This window comes from Corynebacterium sp. HMSC034H07 (genome assembly GCF_001815175.1).
In the GTDB taxonomy this organism is placed as follows: domain Bacteria; phylum Actinomycetota; class Actinomycetes; order Mycobacteriales; family Mycobacteriaceae; genus Corynebacterium; species Corynebacterium hiratae.
Genome location: NZ_KV819542.1, coordinates 24218 through 43664, shown reverse-complemented (window position 1 = coordinate 43664; position 19447 = coordinate 24218). Strand labels below are relative to the sequence as shown.

Sequence of the window (19447 nt, the reverse complement as noted above, 5' to 3'; positions counted from 1 at the left end):
TGCGTGAAGGAGACGATGAAGACCGTGACCAACCCTGAACCGAAGCGAACCGGATACAAGCGAGTCATGCTCAAGCTGGGCGGTGAGATGTTCGGCGGTGGCAAGGTCGGCATCGACCCTGATGTGGTAGAAAACGTCGCCCGCCAAATTGCCGAGGTGGCGCAGCAGGGTACCGAAATCGCCGTCGTTATCGGCGGCGGTAACTTCTTCCGCGGCGCCGAACTTTCCCAGCGCGGCATGGACCGCGCGCGCTCCGACTACATGGGCATGCTCGGCACCGTCATGAACTCCCTGGCGCTGCAGGACTTCCTCAAACAGCAGGGCATCGACTGCCGCGTGCAGACCTCCATCAACATGGCCCAGATCGCTGAGCCCTACCTCCCGCTGCGTGCCGACCGCCACTTGGAAAAGGGCCGCGTCGTCATCTTCGGCGCCGGAATGGGCATGCCGTACTTCTCCACCGATACCACTGCGGCGCAGCGAGCCCTAGAGATCGGCGCGGAAGTCCTCTTCTTGGCCAAGGCAGTCGACGGCGTCTATTCGGCCGACCCCCGGACCAACCCGGATGCCGAACTGTATTCCGAAATCACCCCGCGTGAGGTTATTGAGAAGGGTCTGAAGGTGGCCGATGCTACCGCGTTCAGCCTCTGCATGGACAACAATATGCCGATTTTGGTCTTCAACCTCCTCACCGAGGGCAACATCAAGCGTGCCGTCAACGGCGAGAAGATCGGCACGCTGGTTCAGTCCTAGTACAAATGGGCTGCGACCTGCTAAATTCTTTCCCAGAACTTTTGACTATTTCAAGGGAGTTGTAACCCTCATGATCGACGAGATCCAGCTCGAAGCTGAAGAGCACATGACCGCTTCGGTAGAGCACACCCGTGAGCAGCTGCTCACCATCCGCACCGGCCGCGCCAACCCGTCCATGTTTAACGGCTTGGTCGCTGAGTACTACGGGGTTCCGACCCCTATTACCCAGATGGCCACCATCTCGGTCCCTGAGCCGCGCATGCTGCTCATCAAGCCTTATGAACAGTCCGTGATGAATGAGATTGAGAACGCGATTCGCAACTCGGATCTGGGCGTGAACCCGACGAACGACGGTCAGGTACTGCGCGTGACCATCCCGCAGCTGACCGAGGAGCGCCGCCGTGACATGGTCAAGATGGCCAAGAGCAAGGGCGAGGACGGCAAAATTGCTATCCGCAACATCCGCCGCCGTGCCATGGAGCAGCTGAAGAAGCTGCAGAAGGATGGCGACGCGGGTGAGGACGAGGTTATCGCCGCCGAGAAGGAGATGGAAAAGATTACGTCCGGCTACATCGAGCAGGTGGACCAGCTCGTAGCCAACAAGGAAGAAGAGCTCATGGAGGTCTAGCCTCCGCGCTCACAGAGTTTTGACTTGCCGCCGCGCCAGGCACCGACCAGCACGGCGGTCTTTTCTGTGTAGACCTTGACTTACCCCACGATTGAATGAGGAGCACGCGTGAGCACTGAGCACTCGAGCCGAATGCCCAAACCCAAAAACTCCGCGGGTCGAGACATGCCCGCGGCGATTGCCGTTGGCGTTGGTTTGGGCGCGCTCGTTGTCTTTGCGGTGTGGGCCGGGCCCCTTGTGTGGTACCTCGTCGTAGCCACAGCGCTGGGCCTAGCCATGTGGGAGGTCCTTACCAGGCTGCGGGAGCACTCCTACTACGTCCCGCGGACATTGCTCATCGTCTTGGGACAAGCCATGGTGTGGGTCTCGTGGTTCCTCAATGCTTCTGGCCTCGTCGCGGTTTATGTGGTTGCGGTTTTGGCGCTGATGTTCGGCCGCCTCTTCCACAACGGTAGACACCGACCCCCGATTAACTACCTGCGCGATATGTCCGTGGGTATCTTCGTGCTGACCTGGATCCCACTATTTGGCACCTTTGCCGCGATGCTCTCGCGGGTGGAGACCCCCTTCGCCTCGGGGGCGGCGTCGATTGTCGTGTTTATGCTCTGCGTCGTCGCCTCCGACACCGGTGGTTTCATCGCCGGCGTAATGTTTGGCTCGCACCCCATGGCCCCCGCGGTGAGCCCCAAGAAGTCGTGGGAGGGCTTTGCCGGCTCGGTAGTTTTCGGCACCCTGACCGGTGCATTGAGTTTCGCGTTCCTGCTGCACCACACTCCATGGGTGGGCGCGCTCATGGGCCTCGGGCTCGTTTTCTGCGCCACCCTCGGTGACTTGGTGGAGTCTCAGTTTAAGCGGGAATTGGGCATCAAGGATATGTCTGCCTTGCTGCCCGGTCACGGCGGCATCATGGACCGCCTGGATGGCATGCTGCCATCCGCGATGGTCACGTGGGTGGCAATGAGCTTCCTGACCACCCTGGCGCCGTAGGTCTTAGCGGCGCGCTTGCTTGCGTACCTGGCGGCGCAACTCGAACATGCGCCAGCCGCCCACCAGGGCCATAATGAGCGCGCCGGCAATGGCGCAGATGAGGTAAGTGACACCGGCGGGGAACTGCACTGACCAGTTAAGGAAGTTCAGCGGTACTTGGTGCTGGTTCTGCAGGATGAAGATGATAAGGACGATGAGCAGCAAGAAGCCCACGATGAGGGCAATCCACGTGCTGGCGGCGAAGGAGCCCTTGACCTTTCCGTCATTTTTATTGTCATAGTCGGTTGCGCGCGGAGCCGGCTCCACCGCACCGCCACCGGAAGTGGTTTCCGCAGACAGGTCGGTCAGAGGCTCGTCGGCCGGAGCGGTGGTGCGGAATTCCTCAGGGGAGTTTTCTGGATTCGTCATGCATCTATTAAATAGGTTGAGATGTCACTTTCGCCACTCCAGCAGAGCTTAGATTGGATAATGTGGCCGAAAACGTGGAAAATGGGCTCTACCATGGCTGAACCACTGAAACTGAATTTCTCTGCTCCGCGCCGCGGGCTACCCCCGAAGCACTTCGCGGACCTGACCGAGGCCGAGCGCATTGAGGCGCTCGCGGAACTTGGCCTGCCTAAGTTCCGGGCAAAGCAGCTGGCCAAGCACTACTACGTCCACCACACCGCCGATGTTTCCGAGATGACGGATATCCCGGCTGCCTCCCGTGAGGCAGTCCAGGAGCGTTTGTTCCCCACGCTCATGCAACCCATCCGGCAGACTTCCACCGACGACGGCGAGACCACCAAGTCCCTGTGGCGTTTGCACGACGGCACGCTGCTGGAGTCCGTGCTCATGCGCTACCCAGGGCGCGCCACCCTGTGTATCTCCTCCCAAGCCGGCTGCGGCATGGCCTGTCCGTTCTGCGCCACCGGCCAGGGCGGGCTGGACCGCAACCTGTCCACTGCGGAAATCGTGGAGCAGTTTAGGCATGCTGCTCGCCTCATGGAAGAGGAAGGCGGGCGCTTAAGCAATGTTGTCTTCATGGGCATGGGCGAGCCGCTGGCCAACTACAAGCGCGTGGTTCATGCGGTGCGCCAGATTACCGGACCTGATCTCAGCGGCTTCGGCCTGTCCCAGCGCAACGTCACTGTATCGACGGTCGGCTTGGCCCCGGCCATCCGCAAGCTCGCGGATGAGGATTTGTCCTGCACCCTCGCAGTGTCCCTGCACACCCCGGACGATGAGCTGCGCGATACTCTCGTGCCTGTCAACAACCGCTGGCCGGTCGAGGAGGTGCTCGACGCCGCCAAGTACTATGCCGATAAGTCTGGCCGCCGCGTCTCCATCGAGTATGCGCTGATCCGCGATAAGAACGATCAGGATTTCCGCGCCGACATGCTGGGCCGGAAGCTCCATGCGGCGCTGGGCTCCAAGGTTCACGTCAACGTCATTCCGCTTAACCCCACGCCGGGTTCCGAGTGGGACGCCGCTCCGAAGGCGCGTCAGGACGAGTTCGTCCGCCGCGTCATCGCGCAGGGCGTGCCGTGTACCGTGCGCGATACCAAGGGCGATGAAATCGCTGCGGCCTGTGGTCAGCTTGCCGCTGACGAGCGCGAGACGGCTTAAGCACCCTGCTTACAGTTTCCTAACAATAGTTTTGCTGGAGAACGAAGCATTAATGGTTCTTGATACTGTTAATGCTTATGACTCATCCTTATCGTGCGGACTTAGCCGCCGATCCGCGCACCCAAGCTCTTGCGGTGCGCGACCTGCGCAAGTCCTTTGGTTCTCAGATCGCTGTCAATAGCCTCGACTTGGATGTTCCACGCGGATCCATCTACGGGATAGTGGGGCCCAATGGTGCGGGCAAGACCACGATGCTGACCATGGCCTGTGGTCTCCAGCGTCCCGATTCGGGCTCCAGCTTCATCGCTGGTCACAATGTGTGGGAGGAGCCCATTCCCGCCAAGCGGGCCATGGGTCTGCTCATGGATGGTGCGCCGGTCTTTGACCGCCTCACGGGCGCTGAGTATCTCCACTACCTCGGTGCTTTGCACAAGCTGGAACGCGCCGAGTCGCTGCGCCGTGCGCAGGAGCTTCTCGACGCCCTCTCCCTCTCCGATGCCGCCGACAAACGCATCGCGGATTATTCCGCCGGCATGACCAAAAAGATCCTCTTGGCCGGCGCCGTCCTGCACAACCCGGAGGTGCTCATCCTCGATGAGCCGCTGGAAGCCGTGGATCCGGTCTCCGGGCGCCTCATCCAGCAGATGCTGCGCGCCTATGCTGCGCGTGGCGGCACGGTTATTTTGTCTTCGCACGTCATGGAGCTTGTTGAGGGGCTATGTGACCACGTTGCCATCATCAACGGCGGCCAAGTCATCACCGCAGGCCACGTTGAGGATGTCCGGCAGGGCCAAAGCCTGAGCGATCTGTTCATCGCGGCCGTTGGGGGACGGGATCTGGACGTCTCGAAGTTTGGGTGGCTGCGCTCGCCAGCGGCAGGTGAGCGCGAATGACATCCACTCTGTTCAGGCTTCACCGCACCCTGTGGTGGCGCAGTGTCGCCTCCAACCCGGCGACGCTCATCATGGGGCTGATGATGCTTCTCTACGGGGCTATCGGTCTCGTTTCGCTCGCCTTCATGGTGTATACCGATATCACCACCCCGGGCCACGGTTACCAAGCGCTGACCGTCGGGGTGGCAGGCGGCATGCTCATCTACGTTCTCCTGGCTCTCTTTATGCCGGCGGGGGAGAACCAACTGAGCCCAACAACCCTGGGAGCGCTTCCGCTCACTCCCCGCGAAGTCCTTCCGGGCCTCTTCCTTTCCAGCTTGCTGACCACCCGCGCCATCATGTCGGTTGTCTTTTCCCTGGTATATGCGATCATCGGCAGCATTTTCCTCATCCTGACAGGAACAGGATGGGCCGCAGTGCCCTTCGTCGTCGGCATGGTTCTCTCGTGTGCGACGACCATCATCTTCGGCGAATGCCTTGGCCAAGTGGCTTCCGCCATCGCGGATTCCCAGAAATCCCGCACCCAAATCGCGGCGATGGTGGTCATGGGCTTGCTGGTCTTTGGCATGCTGCAGGCGCAGAGCGTCCTGGAGTCTTTGCCGCCTCTTCACGCGGTGGGTGCCGTTAGCGCCTGGACCCCGTTTGGTGCAGGGGTGGGGTGGGCGCTCGCGCTTGCCGACGGCCACTTCCTCACCGCCCTAGCCCAACTGCTCATCGCGGTGGCCAGCCTTGGCCTGTTGGCATGGGGGTGGTCCCGTCAGATAACCGGCCTCATGCGCAATCCGGGAGCGGGTGGTGACGCAGCCAGCGAGGTGACGGGCAAGGGAGTATCCAAGTTGGAGTTGGGCGCGTGGTCTTATTCCAGTCCGGCGGCGATGGAATATACCCGCGCGTTGCGTTATCTCACCCGTGACAAGCGGCAAACAGGCATGCTGTACATGATGCCTCTGTTTGGCGTGGTGACGCTCTATCAGCTGTGGAAGGGCGATGATTTCACCGCCTATTTTATGCTGTGCTTCAGCGCAATCGTGCTCTCTTCGCTCTTGGCTAATGATTATGGCTTCGACGGGCCATCGAATTGGGTTCACATGGTGGCGCCGGTTGCCCCGCGCACCATCCTTCATGCGCGCCACCTCGCACACGTGACTATTCCTTTGATTGGGTTTGTTCTGCTTGCTGTAGTGGTTCTTGTCTTTAGTGATGACGTCACCTTGGGCATGGTGAGCACAGCTGTGGCCCTAGGAGTGTTTATCTCCACGGCGGCGGTGGGCTTGGGGTTGACGGTGCTCAATCCTTATCCTTTGTCCGCCCCTGGGCAGAACCGGTGGAATGATAAATCTGGCTATTCCGCTGGTGCTTTTCTCACTGCGTTCGTCGGCATGCTGTTGGTATGGGTGCCCGCGCTGCCCGGCATCGTGGTTTCTGCCCTCGTTTACGAGCGAGGAGGCTGGCTGCTTTACGTTGCAGTAATGGTTTCGCTGCTGGTTCCGGCGCTGGTTTACGCCGTTGTCTGGCGCTTCGCTGGAAACAGAGCACAAGAGCGAACCCCGGAAATCTACGCGGTGGTCAACCGATACGTGACCTAGGAGTGAAAGAGATAAAACAAAGCTCCCTTTCTGCAGGCCATCCGTGAACTGCAGAAAGGGAGCTTTGCGTAAAGCGAAGAAGCGTTAGTTAGCCACCGGCTTGGCAGCGTGGCGGCCTTCGGTCACATCACGAAGGTGGGCAACGCGAGAAGGCTCGATGTTGAGGGCACGCAGCTCATCATCAGTCAGGGAAGCGTAGACGTTGTGAACGGTCTTCTGCTCGTATGCCCAGTCCGGCTCCTCGTGGCCTACCGGCTTGTTACGGGCGGTCAAGGTGCGCACCTGGGAGAGCTTCGGCTGCAGGGCGTAAATCACCAAACCGAGGGCGATAAGGACTGCCAGAGTGATCAGCCAAATCGTCTCCACGTGGCCCTTGTGGTTACCAAAGTTATAAGCAAGCAGGAAGACGACGGACGTCCAGCCGGCGATCTGTACGCCCGAGCGGCTGATGCGGGACCAACCGAAACCTGCGGACGGGACGTCATCGGTGGATACGCCGTCGAAAACCTGCGATGCCGGCTTGTGGGAAGACACTTGCTCTCCTTTGCGTGTACATGCAGCTCACCCTGGATAGAACTAGTTGAGTCGAGCGAGCGCACGAAAAATGCCAGTTATTCTGTGTAGTAGTTTAAATGATCCTGCCGACAACCGCGATTAAACACCCCCGCCTTTCGCTATCGGAGCACCTATGACTCCGGCTAGTGTGAACAGGGTGAGTACCCAACGCATTCTGATTCTCGGCTCTACTGGCTCGATTGGCACCCAGGCTCTGGACGTTATCGCGGATAATCCAGATAAATTCACAGTCGTGGGTATCGCTGCCGGTGGGTCCAACCCACAGCTCGTTATTGAGCAGGCCCGCGCTCTCAACCTTTCGTTTGACCACGTGGCCGTCGCTAAGCCCGAGGCGGCCCGCACCGTTTCCGAGGCTCTCGGCGGCGCTGTGCTGTCGGGCCCAGACTCCGCAGAACAACTTGTCAAGGCCATCGATGCGGATAAGGTTCTCAACGCACTTGTTGGATCCATGGGCTTGGCCTCCACCATCGCCACCTTGGAGAAGGGCGAGCTGTTGGCGTTGGCGAACAAAGAATCCCTTGTCGCCGGCGGCTCCATCGTCACCCGCTTGGCGGGGGAGGGGCAGATTATTCCGGTGGATTCCGAGCATTCCGCCATGGCGCAGTGCCTGCGTGCGGGCAGCGGTGTGGAGCTCGAGCGCCTCGTTCTTACTGCCTCCGGTGGTCCTTTCCGTGGCTGGACCCGCGAGGAGATGTGGGATGTCACCCCGCAGCAAGCAGCGCAACACCCGACGTGGTCGATGGGGCAGATGAACACCCTGAATTCGGCGACTTTGGTGAATAAGGGCCTTGAGCTCATCGAGGCGACCTTGCTGTTCGACATCCACCCGGACCTTATTGATGTCACCGTTCACCCCCAATCCATCGTGCACTCCATGGCCACCTTCACCGATGGCTGCACGATTGCGCAGTGTTCCCCGCCGTCGATGAAGCTGCCGATCTCGTTGGCGCTGGACTGGCCACACCGAGTACCCGGCGCTCAGCCGGCGTTGGACTTTTCCGCCGCTCATGACTGGCGCTTCGAGCCGCTCGATGACGAAGCCTTCCCAGCCGTTCGCCTTGCCCGCGAGGTAGCCGCTGCCGGCGGCACGCATGCCGCTGTATATAACGCTGCGAACGAGGAGGCAGCAGCGGCTTTCCTGGCGGGTCGCATCCACTTCCCGGAAATTGTTGACGTGGTTAGCCACGTCGTGGGTCAGGCCTCGGAGTTCGCTGGTGTACCCTCTAGCGTCGATGATGTCCTCGCTGTGGAAGGTGAGGCCCGCCGTCGCGCGAACGCGCTGGTGGATTCGCTCGCTCGTTAGAAAGCCTCAGAGTTTATGGCAAATGTCCTCGGTATTATCCTCTTCGCTTTGGGGATCGGCATCACCGTTGCCCTACACGAGGCAGGCCACATGTTCACCGCCCGTGCCTTCGGGATGCGAGTGCGGCGCTACTTCATCGGCTTCGGACCCCGCATAGCGTCCTTTACGCGGGGCCATACCGAATATGGCCTCGCGGCGTTCCCGGTGGGCGGCTTCTGTGATATCGCGGGCATGACCGCGCAGGATGAGTTCCTCACCGAGGAGGAAGAGCCCTACGCCATGTACAAGAAGCCGGCATGGCAGCGCATCATCGTGCTGGCTGGTGGAATCACGGTCAACCTGCTGTTGGGTTTCATTATCCTGCTGATCATTGCCATGACCACGGGCCTGCCCAACCCAGACGCGGATGTTCGCCCGCGCGTTGGTGAAGTGTCCTGTGCTGTGAACCAGAAGGCTGACGGCACCCTAGATTCCTGCCAAGGGCTGGGCCCGGCAGGTGAAGCGGGAGTAGAACCAGGGGACATCGTTCTAGCGCTCAACGGTGAAACGATGGATTCCTTCGCCCAGCTTCGAGACACCGTCATGACCCACCCGGGCGAAACCGTCACCCTCACAGTGGAACGCGATGGCGCTCCGCGTGACTTCGACATCACCCTGTCGACGGTGACCCGGCTCAACGCCGAGGGGCAACTGGTGGAGGTCGGTGCCATCGGCATGAGTAACCAGGTAATCGACATCAGGGAGACCTACTCCTTTGTCGACGCTATCCCGGCGACCGCCCGCTACTCGGGCTATGCACTCAACGCCACGGTCCAAGGAATCGCCCAGTTCCCCGCAAAGATTCCGGGTGTGGTGGCTTCCATCTTTGGGCAGGAGCGCGATGTCAACGGCCCCATGTCCGTGGTGGGAGCCTCCCGTGTGGGCGGCGAACTAGTGGAGCGCAGCCTGTGGTCCTCCTTCTTTATGATGTTGGCCACTCTCAATTTCTTCCTCGCGCTGTTTAACCTCATCCCGTTGCCGCCTTTTGATGGTGGTCACATCGCCGTCATCATCTATGAGAAGATCCGCGATGCTCTGCGCCGCCTCATGGGCAAGGAGCCGAAGGGGCCGGCAGACTATACCAAGCTCATGCCTATTACCTATGTGCTGGCTTTCCTCCTCATGGCGGTGGGCGCGCTCATCATGATTGCGGATGTGGTCAATCCGATCCGGCTATTTGGCTAGTGATCCGGCTGCCCCGTGCGGTGCTAGAGTGGGGGCGTTAAACCCCAATTAGCAAGGAGCGCACATGTCGACCCCTATTGGTCTTGGAATCCCCGACGGCCCACCCCCTACCTTGGCGCCGCGCCGCAAGACGCGCCAGCTCATGGTTGGCCAGGTTGGTGTGGGCTCTGATCACCCCATTTCAGTGCAGTCGATGACCACGACGAAGACGCACGACGTCAACGCCACCCTTCAGCAGATTGCCCAGCTGACCGCATCGGGCTGCGACATCGTTCGCGTTGCCTGCCCGAAGACGGTGGACGCGGAGGCTTTGCCGGCGATTGCCAAGAAGTCTCCGATCCCCGTGATCGCCGACATCCACTTCCAACCCAAGTACATCTTCGCCGCCATCGACGCCGGCTGCGCTGCCGTGCGCGTCAACCCGGGCAACATCAAGGAATTTGATGGTCGCGTGAAGGAAGTCGCCAAGGCGGCGGGCGATGCCGGTATTCCGATTCGCATCGGCGTCAACGCAGGTTCCTTGGACAAGCGCATCATGGAGAAATACGGCAAGGCAACCCCGGAGGCCCTCGTCGAGTCCGCACTGTGGGAAGCTGGCCTCTTTGAGGAGCACGGCTACGGAGACATCGCTATTTCCGTGAAGCACAACGACCCAGTCGTCATGGTGGAGGCCTACCGTCAGCTCGCCGCTCAGTGTGACTACCCGCTGCACCTTGGCGTCACCGAGGCCGGCCCCGCATTCCAGGGCACCATCAAGTCTTCGGTTGCTTTCGGCGCCCTGCTTGCCGAAGGCATCGGCGACACCATCCGCGTGTCCCTCTCGGCGGATCCGGTGGAAGAAATCAAGGTCGGCGACCAGATCCTGCAGTCCCTCAACTTGCGCCCGCGCAAGCTGGAGATTGTTTCCTGCCCGTCCTGTGGTCGCGCGCAGGTGGACGTGTACAAGCTGGCCAACGAAGTCACCGAGGGCCTCGACGGTATGGAATTCCCGCTGCGCGTGGCCGTCATGGGCTGCGTGGTGAACGGCCCGGGCGAGGCCCGCGATGCAGACCTCGGTGTGGCCTCCGGTAACGGCAAGGGCCAGATCTTCGTCAAGGGTGAGGTCATCAAGACCGTTCCTGAATCCAAGATCGTGGAAACGCTCATCGAAGAAGCGATGCGCCTGGCGGAGGAGCAAGGCCTCGAGGCCGTGGAAGGCGCCAAGGCTGAGGTTCGCGTTACCAAGTAGCACGCCCTGCGGTGTGGGGTGGCCGCCGCGCCGCCCCAGGCTGCTACGCTGCCCAAGCATGAAGAGGTTCGTGGCGCTGCTGGGTGCGGTAGGTTTCGCGGCGTCGTCTGTGGTGGGATGTACCCCCAAGCCGGTGTCCGCGCGCCCAATTGCAGAAGAGTTTCTTGAGAGCATGGAAACTCGCAACAATGAAGAGCTGGTACAGCTGATCGATGACGGAACCACCGCCACGAACACCCTCGACGCCACCTTCGCCGGCCTCCAAGCAGAGGGCCTTGACGTCGAGCTGACCGGGGTAGATCAGGAAGAGGCTCAGGCCACCGCGCACTATTCAGTGACGTGGACGCTGCCGCGTAATCGTTCCCTCCGCTATGACACGTCTATGGCCTTGACTCGCAAGGACAAGGACTGGACTGTCCGCTGGCAGCCCAGCATCATTCACCCCGATCTCGGCGCACACCAGCACCTCGAGCTGCGCTCAGTCGCGCCGAAGCGCGCAGGCGTGGTCTCCTCCGATGGCGTCGAGCTGATGTCACCGGGGCTGCAATACCGCCTTGTTGTCGATACCGACGCTGTCGATGACCCGCGTCCGCTGGCAGCTAAGATTTCCGGCGCTTTGAGCCAAGCGCATCGGGAGGATGATTCCATTCCGGAGGTTGATTCTGGCGAACTTGCCACAAACCTCGAAGGAATCGATGGCTCCTACTCGGTCACCATTCTCAACGAGGCCCAGGCAGCGAGGCTGCGTCCCGTCCTGGAAAACCAGAAGGGGATTCGCTTCAATGAGGAGCCGGCGCTCATCACTCGCGATACCGGCCTGGCACCCGACATCCTCTCCCGTGTGCGATCCATGGTTTCTGAAGAAGTCGATGGCAAGAATGGTTGGTCCGTCTCTGTCGTGAACGAACACGGGGCTGCGCTATCCGACGTCGAGTATCACGAGCCCGAAGCGGCTCCGTCCATCAAGGTTTCGCTGGATTATGACGTTCAGCGTGCTGCGCAAGAAGCCATTAATCTGCACCCCGGGTACGAGGCCATGATTGTGGCCATGCGCCCCTCCACGGGCGAAATTCTGGCCGTGGCGCAAACCCCGGAAGCAGATAAGAAGGGCGACATCGCCCTCCAAGGCCAGTTCCCTCCCGGATCGGTCTTCAAGATTATTACGGCCTCGGCGGGCGTCGACAAGCAAGGCCTGTCCACAGATTCCATCGTGCCCTGCCCGGGCACCATGGATCTGTACGGGCGCACCGTGACCAACTACAACGGGTTCTCGCTCGGCTCGGTACCGCTGCGCCAAGCCTTTGCACAATCCTGCAACACCACGTTCGCGCAGATCTCGACCGACCTCCCCAAGGGTGAGCTTCGCGACGTGGGCAAGCAATACGGGCTGGGCATCGACTACGAGGTGCCGGGGCTCTCGACGATTACCGGATCGATCCCAGAGGGAGAAACCCCGCTTGAACGCACGGAAGCCGGCTATGGCCAGGGCCTTGACCTTGTCTCTCCCTTTGGCATGGCGCTTGTTTCTTCGACGGTAGCGGCTGGCAAGACCCCGACGCCGACTCTCATCGAGACACGGGAGACCAAGGTTTCCGAGGAGGTCCCCGCGCCGAGTGAAGAGACGCTGAATCAGGTACGGGACATGATGCGTCAGGTGGTGGCGAGCGGTACTGCGGCGGGTATGCAAGCACAGGGAACCATTTATGGAAAGACCGGTGAGGCAGAAATCAACGACGGCTCGCACGCGTGGTTTACCGGCTTCCGCGATGATGACATTGCTTTTGCCACACTCGTGGTGTTGGGCGGTGGCTCGACGATTTCGGTCAACATCACTGATAACTTCCTACAGCGTTTGGACGCCTTCCGCGCGGAAGGCCACGGCGAGGTTGCTCCCGCACAAGAGCAATAGCGCGCGCTTATGAGCGCGCCAATGGTGCTCTTTGTCGGGTGCTGGGGAAGAGGGCTACCATGAGTAGTTATGACTAAGCGCGCGATGCTGAAACAAGAAAAAGATACTCCAATCCGCACGGTACCGAAGGATATTGAACGCCCAGAGTACGTGTGGAAGGATACGGTCCAGGAAGCGCAGGGCGAGCCGTTTGTGCAGACCCCGGAGGTCATTGAGGCTATGCGTGAGGCCTCACGCATCGCGGCCAACGCTCTGCAGGAAGCCGGGAAAGCTGTTGCTCCCGGCGTGACCACGGATGAGATTGACCGCGTTGCGCACGAGTACATGTGCGATCACGGTGCCTACCCGTCGACGCTGGGGTACTTGGGATTTCCCAAGTCCTGTTGCGTGTCCCTCAATGAGATTGTATGCCACGGCATCCCGGATACCACGGTGATTGAGGATGGCGACATCGTCAATATCGACGTCACAGCCTTCAAGAATGGTGTGCATGGCGATACCAACGCTACCTTCCTCGCGGGTAATGTCTCAGAGGAGCACAAGCTGTTGGTGGAGCGTACGAAGGAAGCGATGATGCGCGGCATCAAGGCCGCGAAGCCCGGCCGTGAGATTAACGTTATTGGTCGCGTTATTGAGTCCTACGCCAATCGTTTCGGCTACAACGTGGTTACCGATTTCACTGGCCACGGTGTGGGCCCCACCTTCCACAACGGCCTCGTCGTGCTGCACTATGACTCTATGACCTACCGCGACATCCTCGAGCCGGGAATGACGCTGACCATCGAGCCGATGATCAACCTGGGATCGCTGGACTATGAGATTTGGGACAACGGCTGGACCGTCCAGAACACCGATGGCAAGTTCACCGCCCAGTTCGAGCACACCATCGTTATCACCGATGATGGAAACGAGATTCTTACCCTGCCTGGTGAACTCGACTAGCCTAAGAGGCGGTAAGGCTCGGTCTTAAGACAGTACCTCTTAAGACGCATAGAGCTGCCCTTGTTGACGAAAGTGCTCCGGATTCTTCAAGGATCCGGAGCACTTTCGTCAGTTTGGAGGGGGTGCGTGCGCCCGTTGCGCCAGAGGTCGGAGATAGACAAAGCGCCCACCTCCGTAAAAGGAGATGGGCGCTTTCTAAGGCGCTGAGCTAATCAGCGAGTCCGCGTACTAATTAGCGGCGGAAGATCGGGTCCAGCACGTGTGCCGGGATAATGTGGTTGTACACAGCGAAGTTGTACGCAGCGAACAGGGCACCTGCGATGGCGGAGCCGATAGCAGCGTAGGTGCCCTCACGCCAAGCCTTAGCCCAGGTCGGGTTGGTGGTGTCATCAGCGGTGTTCTCGCCGAAGAGGTCAGCGCCGGTGACCTTCTTGTCACCCTCGGTAGCGTCGCCCCACTTGGAGGACAGGGTAGCGTCGCTGTCGTCCTCCTTGACCTTCTCGTTTGCGGAGGACAGCTCGGAGGAGAGGGAGGTTTCCTCGGTGTTCTCAGCAGCGAAAGCAACGGAGGTGCCAGCGAAAGCAACGGAGGCGGCGGTTGCAGCAGCAACAGCGGCGGTGCGGAAGTTACGCATGAAGTTTAAGCCTTTCGGAAAGTGTGTGTGGGGCGTCTTAGAAGGACGGGCCGTGGACGAAGAAGTTGTAGACCACGCCGATGAGGCCGGCGATGGAAGCGACGGCGCTAGCAACGCCTACGCCGTAGAAGGTCTTGGCCCAGGTCGGCTGGTCGCCGATGGTGGTGCACTCGCCAGCTTCGCCCTCATCGCAGTGCTCAGACTTGGAGGAACCAAAGATGGCACGGCCGTCAGCCTCGGTGCCGATGTTGTCGTTCTCGTCGACGTTGAACCAGCCGCCAACCTTGGAGGACAGGGAGCCCTCAGGCTTGTCGTAAGGCTGACCGCCCTTTGCGTCTTCGACAGCTTCGGTGGTGTTGGAGCCGTCGAAGGTGGCTGCGGTGGCAACGGTGGAGCCGCCGAAGGCAACTGCGAGAGCGGTAGCGCCGGCGAGGGCTGCATTGCGGATACGCATATCAAAATTCCTTAATGTCGTACGTGCAAGGCCTCCTGGCGGAGGAGCCTCGATTCACAGGGATAGGGATGAGTTTGGTATCCCCAAAACACACTGAGCCGACAGAGACCATCGACTCGTTCCGGTGTCTGTATAAAACCTATCCAACGATCAGTCAAAATGCACGCTAGTTGGAGCGTTCTTTTACGCGAGCGGCAGAGGTACCCCCAAATTGGGTTAAACCCTGAAAGCTGGCTGAGTGATGTTGCAGGTGTTAAGGCGCCCTTGTAATGCCAATAGGTAAATAAGGGGAAATTAGTTCAATGGTAGTGTGAAATAAATCACTGAGCGATCTGTAACGATCACTCTAGCCACTCTAGTCCCAAAACAGCATTTTCGACGACCTCCGGCAACGCCGGGTGGATCCAATACTGTGAACGGGCGAACGTGCGCATGTCGAGGCCGCAGCTCATTGCGGTGATTAACTGTTGTATGAGCGTGGAGGCTTGCGGGCCCATGAGGTGAGCGCCGAGGAGCTGACCGGTCGAGCGGTCGGCGATGAGCTTGCAGACGCCCGTTGAATCCTCCATGGCCCAGCCATAGGCGACATCGCCGAAGTTCTGTACCTTTACTGTCACGTCGTAGCCCTGCTCGCGGGCCTGGGCTTCGGTGAGACCCACGGTCGCAATTTGTGGGTGAGTGAAGACGGCGGCGGGAACGTGCTTGTGGGGCATGGGCTGAAGATCCTCTGGGTGCAACAGGTTGTGCTGCACTGCTCGCTGCTCCGCGTTGGCGACGTGCTTGAGCATGTAGGGCGAGGAGACGTCGCCCAGCGCCCACACGCCCTCACAAGTGGTGCGGCCGTACTCGTCGACCTTGATGCGCCCGTCTTCGTGTATCTCGATCCCACTGGCGGAGAGATCCATCTGGTCGCCGTTAGGCTGGCGGCCGGTGGCGACAAGGATTGCCTCTGCTTCTAGGACGTCACCGTTATCCAAGGTGAGGCGCACACCGTTTGCGGTTTCTTCCACCGCCGTGGCGCTACCGATGCGGACATCGAAACGCTCTCGCAGGATGTCGTTGAAGCGTGAGCGTAGCTCTTCATCGAGGAAGCGGAGGAATGTCTCCGAGCGGTTGACCACGGTTACCTTGGTGCGCAGGCCGTCAAAGACATGGGCGAACTCCATAGCGATGTAGCCACCGCCGACAACGATGAGGCTGCGGGGCTGCTTATCCAGGCGCATGATGTCTTCGTTGGTATGGATCGGGGCAGTTGCGCTGGCATAGGGCTCAGGTAGTACCGGGCGCGAACCGGTAGCGATGACGATGTTGTCGCCAGTGATAATGTCATCGCCCACCTGCAGGGTCTTTGGTCCGATGAACCGCGCGTGTTGGTCAAAGACCGTAATATTTGGGGTCTCCTCGCCGCGGCGGTACTCTTCGCCGCCTTGGGCGATCAGATCAATGCGGTTGTCGAAGACGCGCTTGACAATGCCCTCCCAGTCCACAGCGTCCACGTGGGCGCTGACGCCAAGGCGCGTGGCTTCACGCGCAGCAAGCGCAACGTCGGCCGCATAGACGTACATTTTTGTAGGGATGCAGCCTACGTTGAGGCAGGTGCCTCCGAAGGTTCCCTTTTCAATGATGGCAATAGATTTATCGTCAAACTCGGGGGAGGGGATGGAGTTTCCCGACCCGGTGCCGATGATGACGAGATCAAAGTGCTGTGCAGAAGTCATGGCGACCATTGTAAAGGTTCTACAGCCGCGGCTTCTGGAGGTCGAAGAGCGCGCAGTGCGCACACTTACTGAGCACGCTGTTCTGCGTTTATCGGCGCAACGACGCGAAGCCACTCGGCCGCGGCATTCAGCGCGTCCTCCAACGGTTCGGGCCGAGAGAGGAAAAGGTCGTGGCGGCCATCTTGGACGACGTGGAGGGTGTAGCGCGAGCTCAGCTCCTTAGCCCAGCGCTGACTTTGCCGGACATCGACGACGACATCGGCCGTGTTGGAGGACTCGCTATAGGGCTGATCAAGTTGTGAGCGCGCCGAGGTCATCGTCAGCAGTGGAACTCCAATGGTGATACGCCCGGAATGGATGGCGTCGAAGCCGTGGAAAACAGCAGCGACCCAGCCCAAGTATTTCGCGTGCCCGCCCAGCGGTTTCAAGCGGCGATCAAAATCCCACTCGCCCTGTTCGTGGGAATGGATGGATTCCCCGTAGGTGGTGAGATCCCCGGCGGGTAGCTCGACGCGTGGAGCGATAGCAGCGCCGGCATAAACTATGCGCTTGACCACCTCATAAGCGCCGTCCGACATTCCCATCATGGCCAGCCAAGGGCTGTTGAAAACGACACCGGCGATACGGCTGAAACGCGCGGGGTCGTGGCGGCGAAGACGATCAAGCCACAGAGCGATGATGGTGCCGGCTGTGGAGTGTCCCATGATGACGACACGTGGGTTGGGGAGGGCGTCGAGGGCCGCGTTGAGGTCGGCATCGTAATACTGCACATCACTGATGTAGTGCCAGGTTTGTCCCTCCCGGCGGGAGCGACCACATTTGCGCAAATCGACTGCATAGAAGGCGTAGCCAAGCTCATAGAAGTAGCGGGCCACGTGCTCGTGGAAGAAGTAGTCTGTCATGCCGTGGACCCACACTAGGGCGGGGCGATCGTCGTGGGCGTTGGCGGCGGGGCAGTAGCGCACGAGAGTCGCGCAGACATCGCCTTCACCATCGGGATCGGTGCCGAGTTCGAGCGTGGCAGCCTGAAAGTCTGGGCCGAGAAGATCTTCTGACCATTCGAGTTTGTCAAATGTCATGGAGCTCATGATAGGTCGTGCGGTCAGATCCGTCCGGATGGGCGGGGAGCTGAGCTGATATGCCCTGCACCTCAAAAGGGGTGGTGGTTTGGGATTCGGGCATTTATGTTTCGAGGAATGCCTATTTCGCAGGAAGGGGCGTAAGGTGGAATTAATGCTTGACGGATCTTCCTGAGTGGAGGTCTGTATGCCGGCTTGGCCTTAGCATCGTCGAGCGCTTTCTCACCGCGCCCTGCGCACCCACATGCGCAGGGCATTTGACCACATCGAATACATCGACTCTAAGAGGTAATAAGTACAGTGTCCTCCGATAAGAAGACAGCACAAGTAGTAGACGAGGTTGAGGTCGCACTCATTGGTGCAGGTATCATGAGCGCCACCCTCGGCGCCATGCTGCGTGAACTCGAGCCCAGCTGGACTCAGATGGTGTTCGAGCGCTTGGACGGTCCTGCTCTTGAGTCCTCCTCCCCGTGGAATAACGCCGGTACGGGCCACTCTGCACTGTGCGAGTTGAACTACACCCCGGAGAAGAACGGCCGCATTGACGTTTCCAAGGCCCTGAACATCAACGAGAAGTTCCAGGTTTCTCGCCAGTTCTGGTCCCACCAGCTCAATAACGGCATCCTCACTGACCCGAAGGCCTTCATTAACCCGGTTCCACACGTGTCCTTCGCGCAGGGTTCCATTCAGGTGGATTACCTGAAGCGCCGTTTCGACGCGCTGAAGGACAATCACATGTTCCCGAACATGCAGTTCAGTGATGATGACGCCACCTTCCAGGAGAAGCTGCCCCTGATGTCTGAGGGCCGCGATTTCGGCTCCCAGAAGGTGGCCATCTCGTGGACCGATGCCGGTACTGACGTTAACTTTGGCGCCCTGGCTAAGCAGTTCTTCACCGCAGCTAAGGCTGCAGGCACCGAGATCCGCTACGGCCACGAGGTCGTCGATATTAAGCGTGACGGTTCCAAGTGGCGTGTGGTAGCAAAGAACCTGCACACCGGTGATTACGAAGCTGTCCACGCCAAGTTTGTCTTCGTCGGCGCCGGCGGTTACGCGCTCGATCTGCTGCGCAAGGCAGGTGTCCGTGAGGTCTCTGGTTTCGCGGGCTTCCCGGTCTCTGGCCTGTGGCTGCGCTCCAAGAACCCGGAGCTGGTCAAGCAGCACCACGCCAAGGTCTATGGCAAGGCTGCCGTCGGTGCTCCGCCGATGTCCGTGCCGCACCTGGACACCCGTGTCATCGACGGTGAAGAAGGCCTGCTGTTTGGCCCCTACGGTGGCTGGTCCCCGAAGTTCCTGAAGAAGGGCTCCTACCTGGACCTGTTCAAGTCCATCCGTCCCGACAACATCACCTCTTACCTGGGCGTGGCAGCACAGGAGTTTGGTCTGACCAAGTACCTGGTGACCGAGGTCCTCAAGGACTTCGACAAGCGCGTCGAAACCCTCAAGGAATACGTCCCGAGCGCCGATCCGGCCGATTGGGAGACCGTCATCGCTGGCCAGCGCGTCCAGGTCATTAAGCCGGCGGGTGCACCGCAATTCGGCTCCTTGGAGTTCGGTACCACCCTCATCAACAACCCCGAGGGCAATATCGCCGGCCTGCTCGGCGCTTCCCCGGGTGCCTCCATCACCCCGGCAATCATGATTGAGCTGCTGGAGCGCTGCTTCGGCGAGCACATGATTCAGTGGGGCGATAAGATCCAAGAAATGATTCCGTCCTACGGCACCAAGCTCTCCAAGGACAAGAAGCTCTACGAGGAGATGTGGGAGTACACGCAGAAGACCCTGCAGCTTGAGTCCAAGTAGTCCCGCTTTTCGCTTCGCAGGTAACTCTCAGTAACTGGCAGGAAGCGTCCAGTGCATCGGAACGCTTCGCCAAGGAGGATGCTCCATACTTATGTTGTGCGTTTGAGAGAGCGCATGCGAGA

18 protein-coding genes are annotated in these 19447 nt (G+C 60.0%); 12 read left to right on the top strand and 6 right to left on the bottom strand.

Features of this window, described 5'->3' with window-relative positions:
• Nucleotides 1-15 precede the first annotated feature (15 nt).
• The 3 genes from pyrH to HMPREF3009_RS11315 all read left to right on the top strand — a co-directional run bounded on the left by pyrH (nucleotide 16) and on the right by HMPREF3009_RS11315 (nucleotide 2368).
• Complete coding sequence (pyrH, locus tag HMPREF3009_RS11325) at nucleotides 16-753, top strand: UMP kinase (protein ID WP_046648054.1); 738 nt, start codon at nucleotides 16-18, stop codon at nucleotides 751-753.
• Between the two features lie 70 nt (nucleotides 754-823).
• Nucleotides 824-1381, top strand: a complete 558-nt coding sequence (gene frr / locus HMPREF3009_RS11320) for a ribosome recycling factor (RefSeq protein WP_046648055.1) — start codon at nucleotides 824-826, stop codon at nucleotides 1379-1381.
• A 132-nt stretch (nucleotides 1382-1513) separates the two neighbouring features.
• The gene (locus HMPREF3009_RS11315; protein ID WP_175973262.1) at nucleotides 1514-2368 is read left to right on the top strand and encodes a phosphatidate cytidylyltransferase; all 855 of its coding nucleotides are present in this window, start codon (nucleotides 1514-1516) and stop codon (nucleotides 2366-2368) included.
• Between the two features lie 3 nt (nucleotides 2369-2371).
• Here HMPREF3009_RS11315 and HMPREF3009_RS11310 read toward each other — a convergent pair whose 3' ends face one another.
• Nucleotides 2372-2776: a LapA family protein gene (locus HMPREF3009_RS11310; protein WP_046648056.1), complete on the bottom strand. Its 405-nt coding sequence runs from the start codon at nucleotides 2774-2776 to the stop codon at nucleotides 2372-2374.
• A 93-nt stretch (nucleotides 2777-2869) separates the two neighbouring features.
• Between HMPREF3009_RS11310 and rlmN the strand changes: the two genes are divergently transcribed.
• From rlmN to HMPREF3009_RS11295, 3 genes are all read left to right on the top strand, one after another.
• Complete coding sequence (rlmN, locus tag HMPREF3009_RS11305; RefSeq protein WP_046648137.1) at nucleotides 2870-3976, top strand: dual-specificity RNA methyltransferase RlmN; 1107 nt, start codon at nucleotides 2870-2872, stop codon at nucleotides 3974-3976.
• Between the two features lie 71 nt (nucleotides 3977-4047).
• On the top strand, nucleotides 4048-4869 hold the full coding sequence (locus HMPREF3009_RS11300; protein WP_049155393.1) for an ABC transporter ATP-binding protein: 822 nt from the start codon (nucleotides 4048-4050) through the stop codon (nucleotides 4867-4869).
• The gene (locus tag HMPREF3009_RS11295; RefSeq protein ID WP_046648058.1) at nucleotides 4866-6455 is read left to right on the top strand and encodes a hypothetical protein; all 1590 of its coding nucleotides are present in this window, start codon (nucleotides 4866-4868) and stop codon (nucleotides 6453-6455) included. The genes HMPREF3009_RS11300 and HMPREF3009_RS11295 overlap by 4 nt, the downstream gene beginning before the upstream one ends.
• An 84-nt stretch (nucleotides 6456-6539) precedes the next feature.
• Here HMPREF3009_RS11295 and HMPREF3009_RS11290 read toward each other — a convergent pair whose 3' ends face one another.
• On the bottom strand, nucleotides 6540-6989 hold the full coding sequence (locus HMPREF3009_RS11290) for a DUF2631 domain-containing protein (RefSeq protein ID WP_070515651.1): 450 nt from the start codon (nucleotides 6987-6989) through the stop codon (nucleotides 6540-6542).
• 154 nt (nucleotides 6990-7143) lie between these two features.
• Between HMPREF3009_RS11290 and dxr the strand changes: the two genes are divergently transcribed.
• The 5 genes from dxr to map all read left to right on the top strand — a co-directional run bounded on the left by dxr (nucleotide 7144) and on the right by map (nucleotide 13637).
• Nucleotides 7144-8334, top strand: a complete 1191-nt coding sequence (dxr, locus tag HMPREF3009_RS11285; protein ID WP_070515649.1) for a 1-deoxy-D-xylulose-5-phosphate reductoisomerase — start codon at nucleotides 7144-7146, stop codon at nucleotides 8332-8334.
• Nucleotides 8335-8349: 15 nt separating this feature from the next.
• Entirely contained in the window at nucleotides 8350-9558 is a 1209-nt protein-coding gene (locus HMPREF3009_RS11280; RefSeq protein WP_070682011.1) for a M50 family metallopeptidase, read from the top strand.
• 64 nt (nucleotides 9559-9622) lie between these two features.
• On the top strand, nucleotides 9623-10786 hold the full coding sequence (gene ispG / locus HMPREF3009_RS11275; protein WP_046648061.1) for a flavodoxin-dependent (E)-4-hydroxy-3-methylbut-2-enyl-diphosphate synthase: 1164 nt from the start codon (nucleotides 9623-9625) through the stop codon (nucleotides 10784-10786).
• A 58-nt stretch (nucleotides 10787-10844) separates the two neighbouring features.
• The gene (locus HMPREF3009_RS11270) at nucleotides 10845-12695 is read left to right on the top strand and encodes a penicillin-binding transpeptidase domain-containing protein (protein ID WP_070545806.1); all 1851 of its coding nucleotides are present in this window, start codon (nucleotides 10845-10847) and stop codon (nucleotides 12693-12695) included.
• 69 nt (nucleotides 12696-12764) lie between these two features.
• Entirely contained in the window at nucleotides 12765-13637 is an 873-nt protein-coding gene (gene map, locus HMPREF3009_RS11265) for a type I methionyl aminopeptidase (protein WP_046648064.1), read from the top strand.
• Between the two features lie 232 nt (nucleotides 13638-13869).
• Here map and HMPREF3009_RS11260 read toward each other — a convergent pair whose 3' ends face one another.
• From HMPREF3009_RS11260 to HMPREF3009_RS11245, 4 genes are all read right to left on the bottom strand, one after another.
• Nucleotides 13870-14271 carry a hypothetical protein gene (locus HMPREF3009_RS11260; RefSeq protein ID WP_070512652.1) on the bottom strand — a complete coding sequence of 134 codons (402 nt, stop codon included), beginning with the start codon at nucleotides 14269-14271 and terminating at the stop codon, nucleotides 13870-13872.
• Nucleotides 14272-14308: 37 nt separating this feature from the next.
• On the bottom strand, nucleotides 14309-14725 hold the full coding sequence (locus HMPREF3009_RS11255; RefSeq protein ID WP_046648066.1) for a hypothetical protein: 417 nt from the start codon (nucleotides 14723-14725) through the stop codon (nucleotides 14309-14311).
• Between the two features lie 341 nt (nucleotides 14726-15066).
• Nucleotides 15067-16452, bottom strand: a complete 1386-nt coding sequence (gene mtr / locus HMPREF3009_RS11250; protein WP_070682009.1) for a mycothione reductase — start codon at nucleotides 16450-16452, stop codon at nucleotides 15067-15069.
• Nucleotides 16453-16508: 56 nt separating this feature from the next.
• Nucleotides 16509-17522, bottom strand: coding sequence for an alpha/beta hydrolase (locus tag HMPREF3009_RS11245; RefSeq protein WP_070682162.1), 1014 nt, complete (start codon nucleotides 17520-17522; stop codon nucleotides 16509-16511).
• A gap of 300 nt (nucleotides 17523-17822) precedes the next feature.
• Between HMPREF3009_RS11245 and mqo the strand changes: the two genes are divergently transcribed.
• On the top strand, nucleotides 17823-19325 hold the full coding sequence (gene mqo, locus HMPREF3009_RS11240; RefSeq protein WP_070682006.1) for a malate dehydrogenase (quinone): 1503 nt from the start codon (nucleotides 17823-17825) through the stop codon (nucleotides 19323-19325).
• Nucleotides 19326-19447: the final 122 nt, after the last annotated feature.

Excerpts from the sequence above, each read along its gene's own strand:
- pyrH (WP_046648054.1), top strand. The coding sequence starts at position 16 with ATGAAGACCGTGACCAACCCTGAACCGAAGCGAACCGGATACAAGCGA.
- frr (WP_046648055.1), top strand. The coding sequence starts at position 824 with ATGATCGACGAGATCCAGCTCGAAGCTGAAGAGCACATGACCGCTTCG.
- HMPREF3009_RS11315 (WP_175973262.1), top strand. The coding sequence starts at position 1,514 with ATGCCCAAACCCAAAAACTCCGCGGGTCGAGACATGCCCGCGGCGATT.
- HMPREF3009_RS11310 (WP_046648056.1), bottom strand. The coding sequence starts at position 2,776 with ATGACGAATCCAGAAAACTCCCCTGAGGAATTCCGCACCACCGCTCCG.
- rlmN (WP_046648137.1), top strand. The coding sequence starts at position 2,870 with ATGGCTGAACCACTGAAACTGAATTTCTCTGCTCCGCGCCGCGGGCTA.
- HMPREF3009_RS11300 (WP_049155393.1), top strand. The coding sequence starts at position 4,048 with ATGCTTATGACTCATCCTTATCGTGCGGACTTAGCCGCCGATCCGCGC.
- HMPREF3009_RS11295 (WP_046648058.1), top strand. The coding sequence starts at position 4,866 with ATGACATCCACTCTGTTCAGGCTTCACCGCACCCTGTGGTGGCGCAGT.
- dxr (WP_070515649.1), top strand. The coding sequence starts at position 7,144 with ATGACTCCGGCTAGTGTGAACAGGGTGAGTACCCAACGCATTCTGATT.
- HMPREF3009_RS11280 (WP_070682011.1), top strand. The coding sequence starts at position 8,350 with ATGGCAAATGTCCTCGGTATTATCCTCTTCGCTTTGGGGATCGGCATC.
- ispG (WP_046648061.1), top strand. The coding sequence starts at position 9,623 with ATGTCGACCCCTATTGGTCTTGGAATCCCCGACGGCCCACCCCCTACC.
- HMPREF3009_RS11270 (WP_070545806.1), top strand. The coding sequence starts at position 10,845 with ATGAAGAGGTTCGTGGCGCTGCTGGGTGCGGTAGGTTTCGCGGCGTCG.
- map (WP_046648064.1), top strand. The coding sequence starts at position 12,765 with ATGACTAAGCGCGCGATGCTGAAACAAGAAAAAGATACTCCAATCCGC.
- HMPREF3009_RS11260 (WP_070512652.1), bottom strand. The coding sequence starts at position 14,271 with ATGCGTAACTTCCGCACCGCCGCTGTTGCTGCTGCAACCGCCGCCTCC.
- HMPREF3009_RS11255 (WP_046648066.1), bottom strand. The coding sequence starts at position 14,725 with ATGCGTATCCGCAATGCAGCCCTCGCCGGCGCTACCGCTCTCGCAGTT.
- mtr (WP_070682009.1), bottom strand. The coding sequence starts at position 16,452 with ATGGTCGCCATGACTTCTGCACAGCACTTTGATCTCGTCATCATCGGC.
- HMPREF3009_RS11245 (WP_070682162.1), bottom strand. The coding sequence starts at position 17,522 with ATGACATTTGACAAACTCGAATGGTCAGAAGATCTTCTCGGCCCAGAC.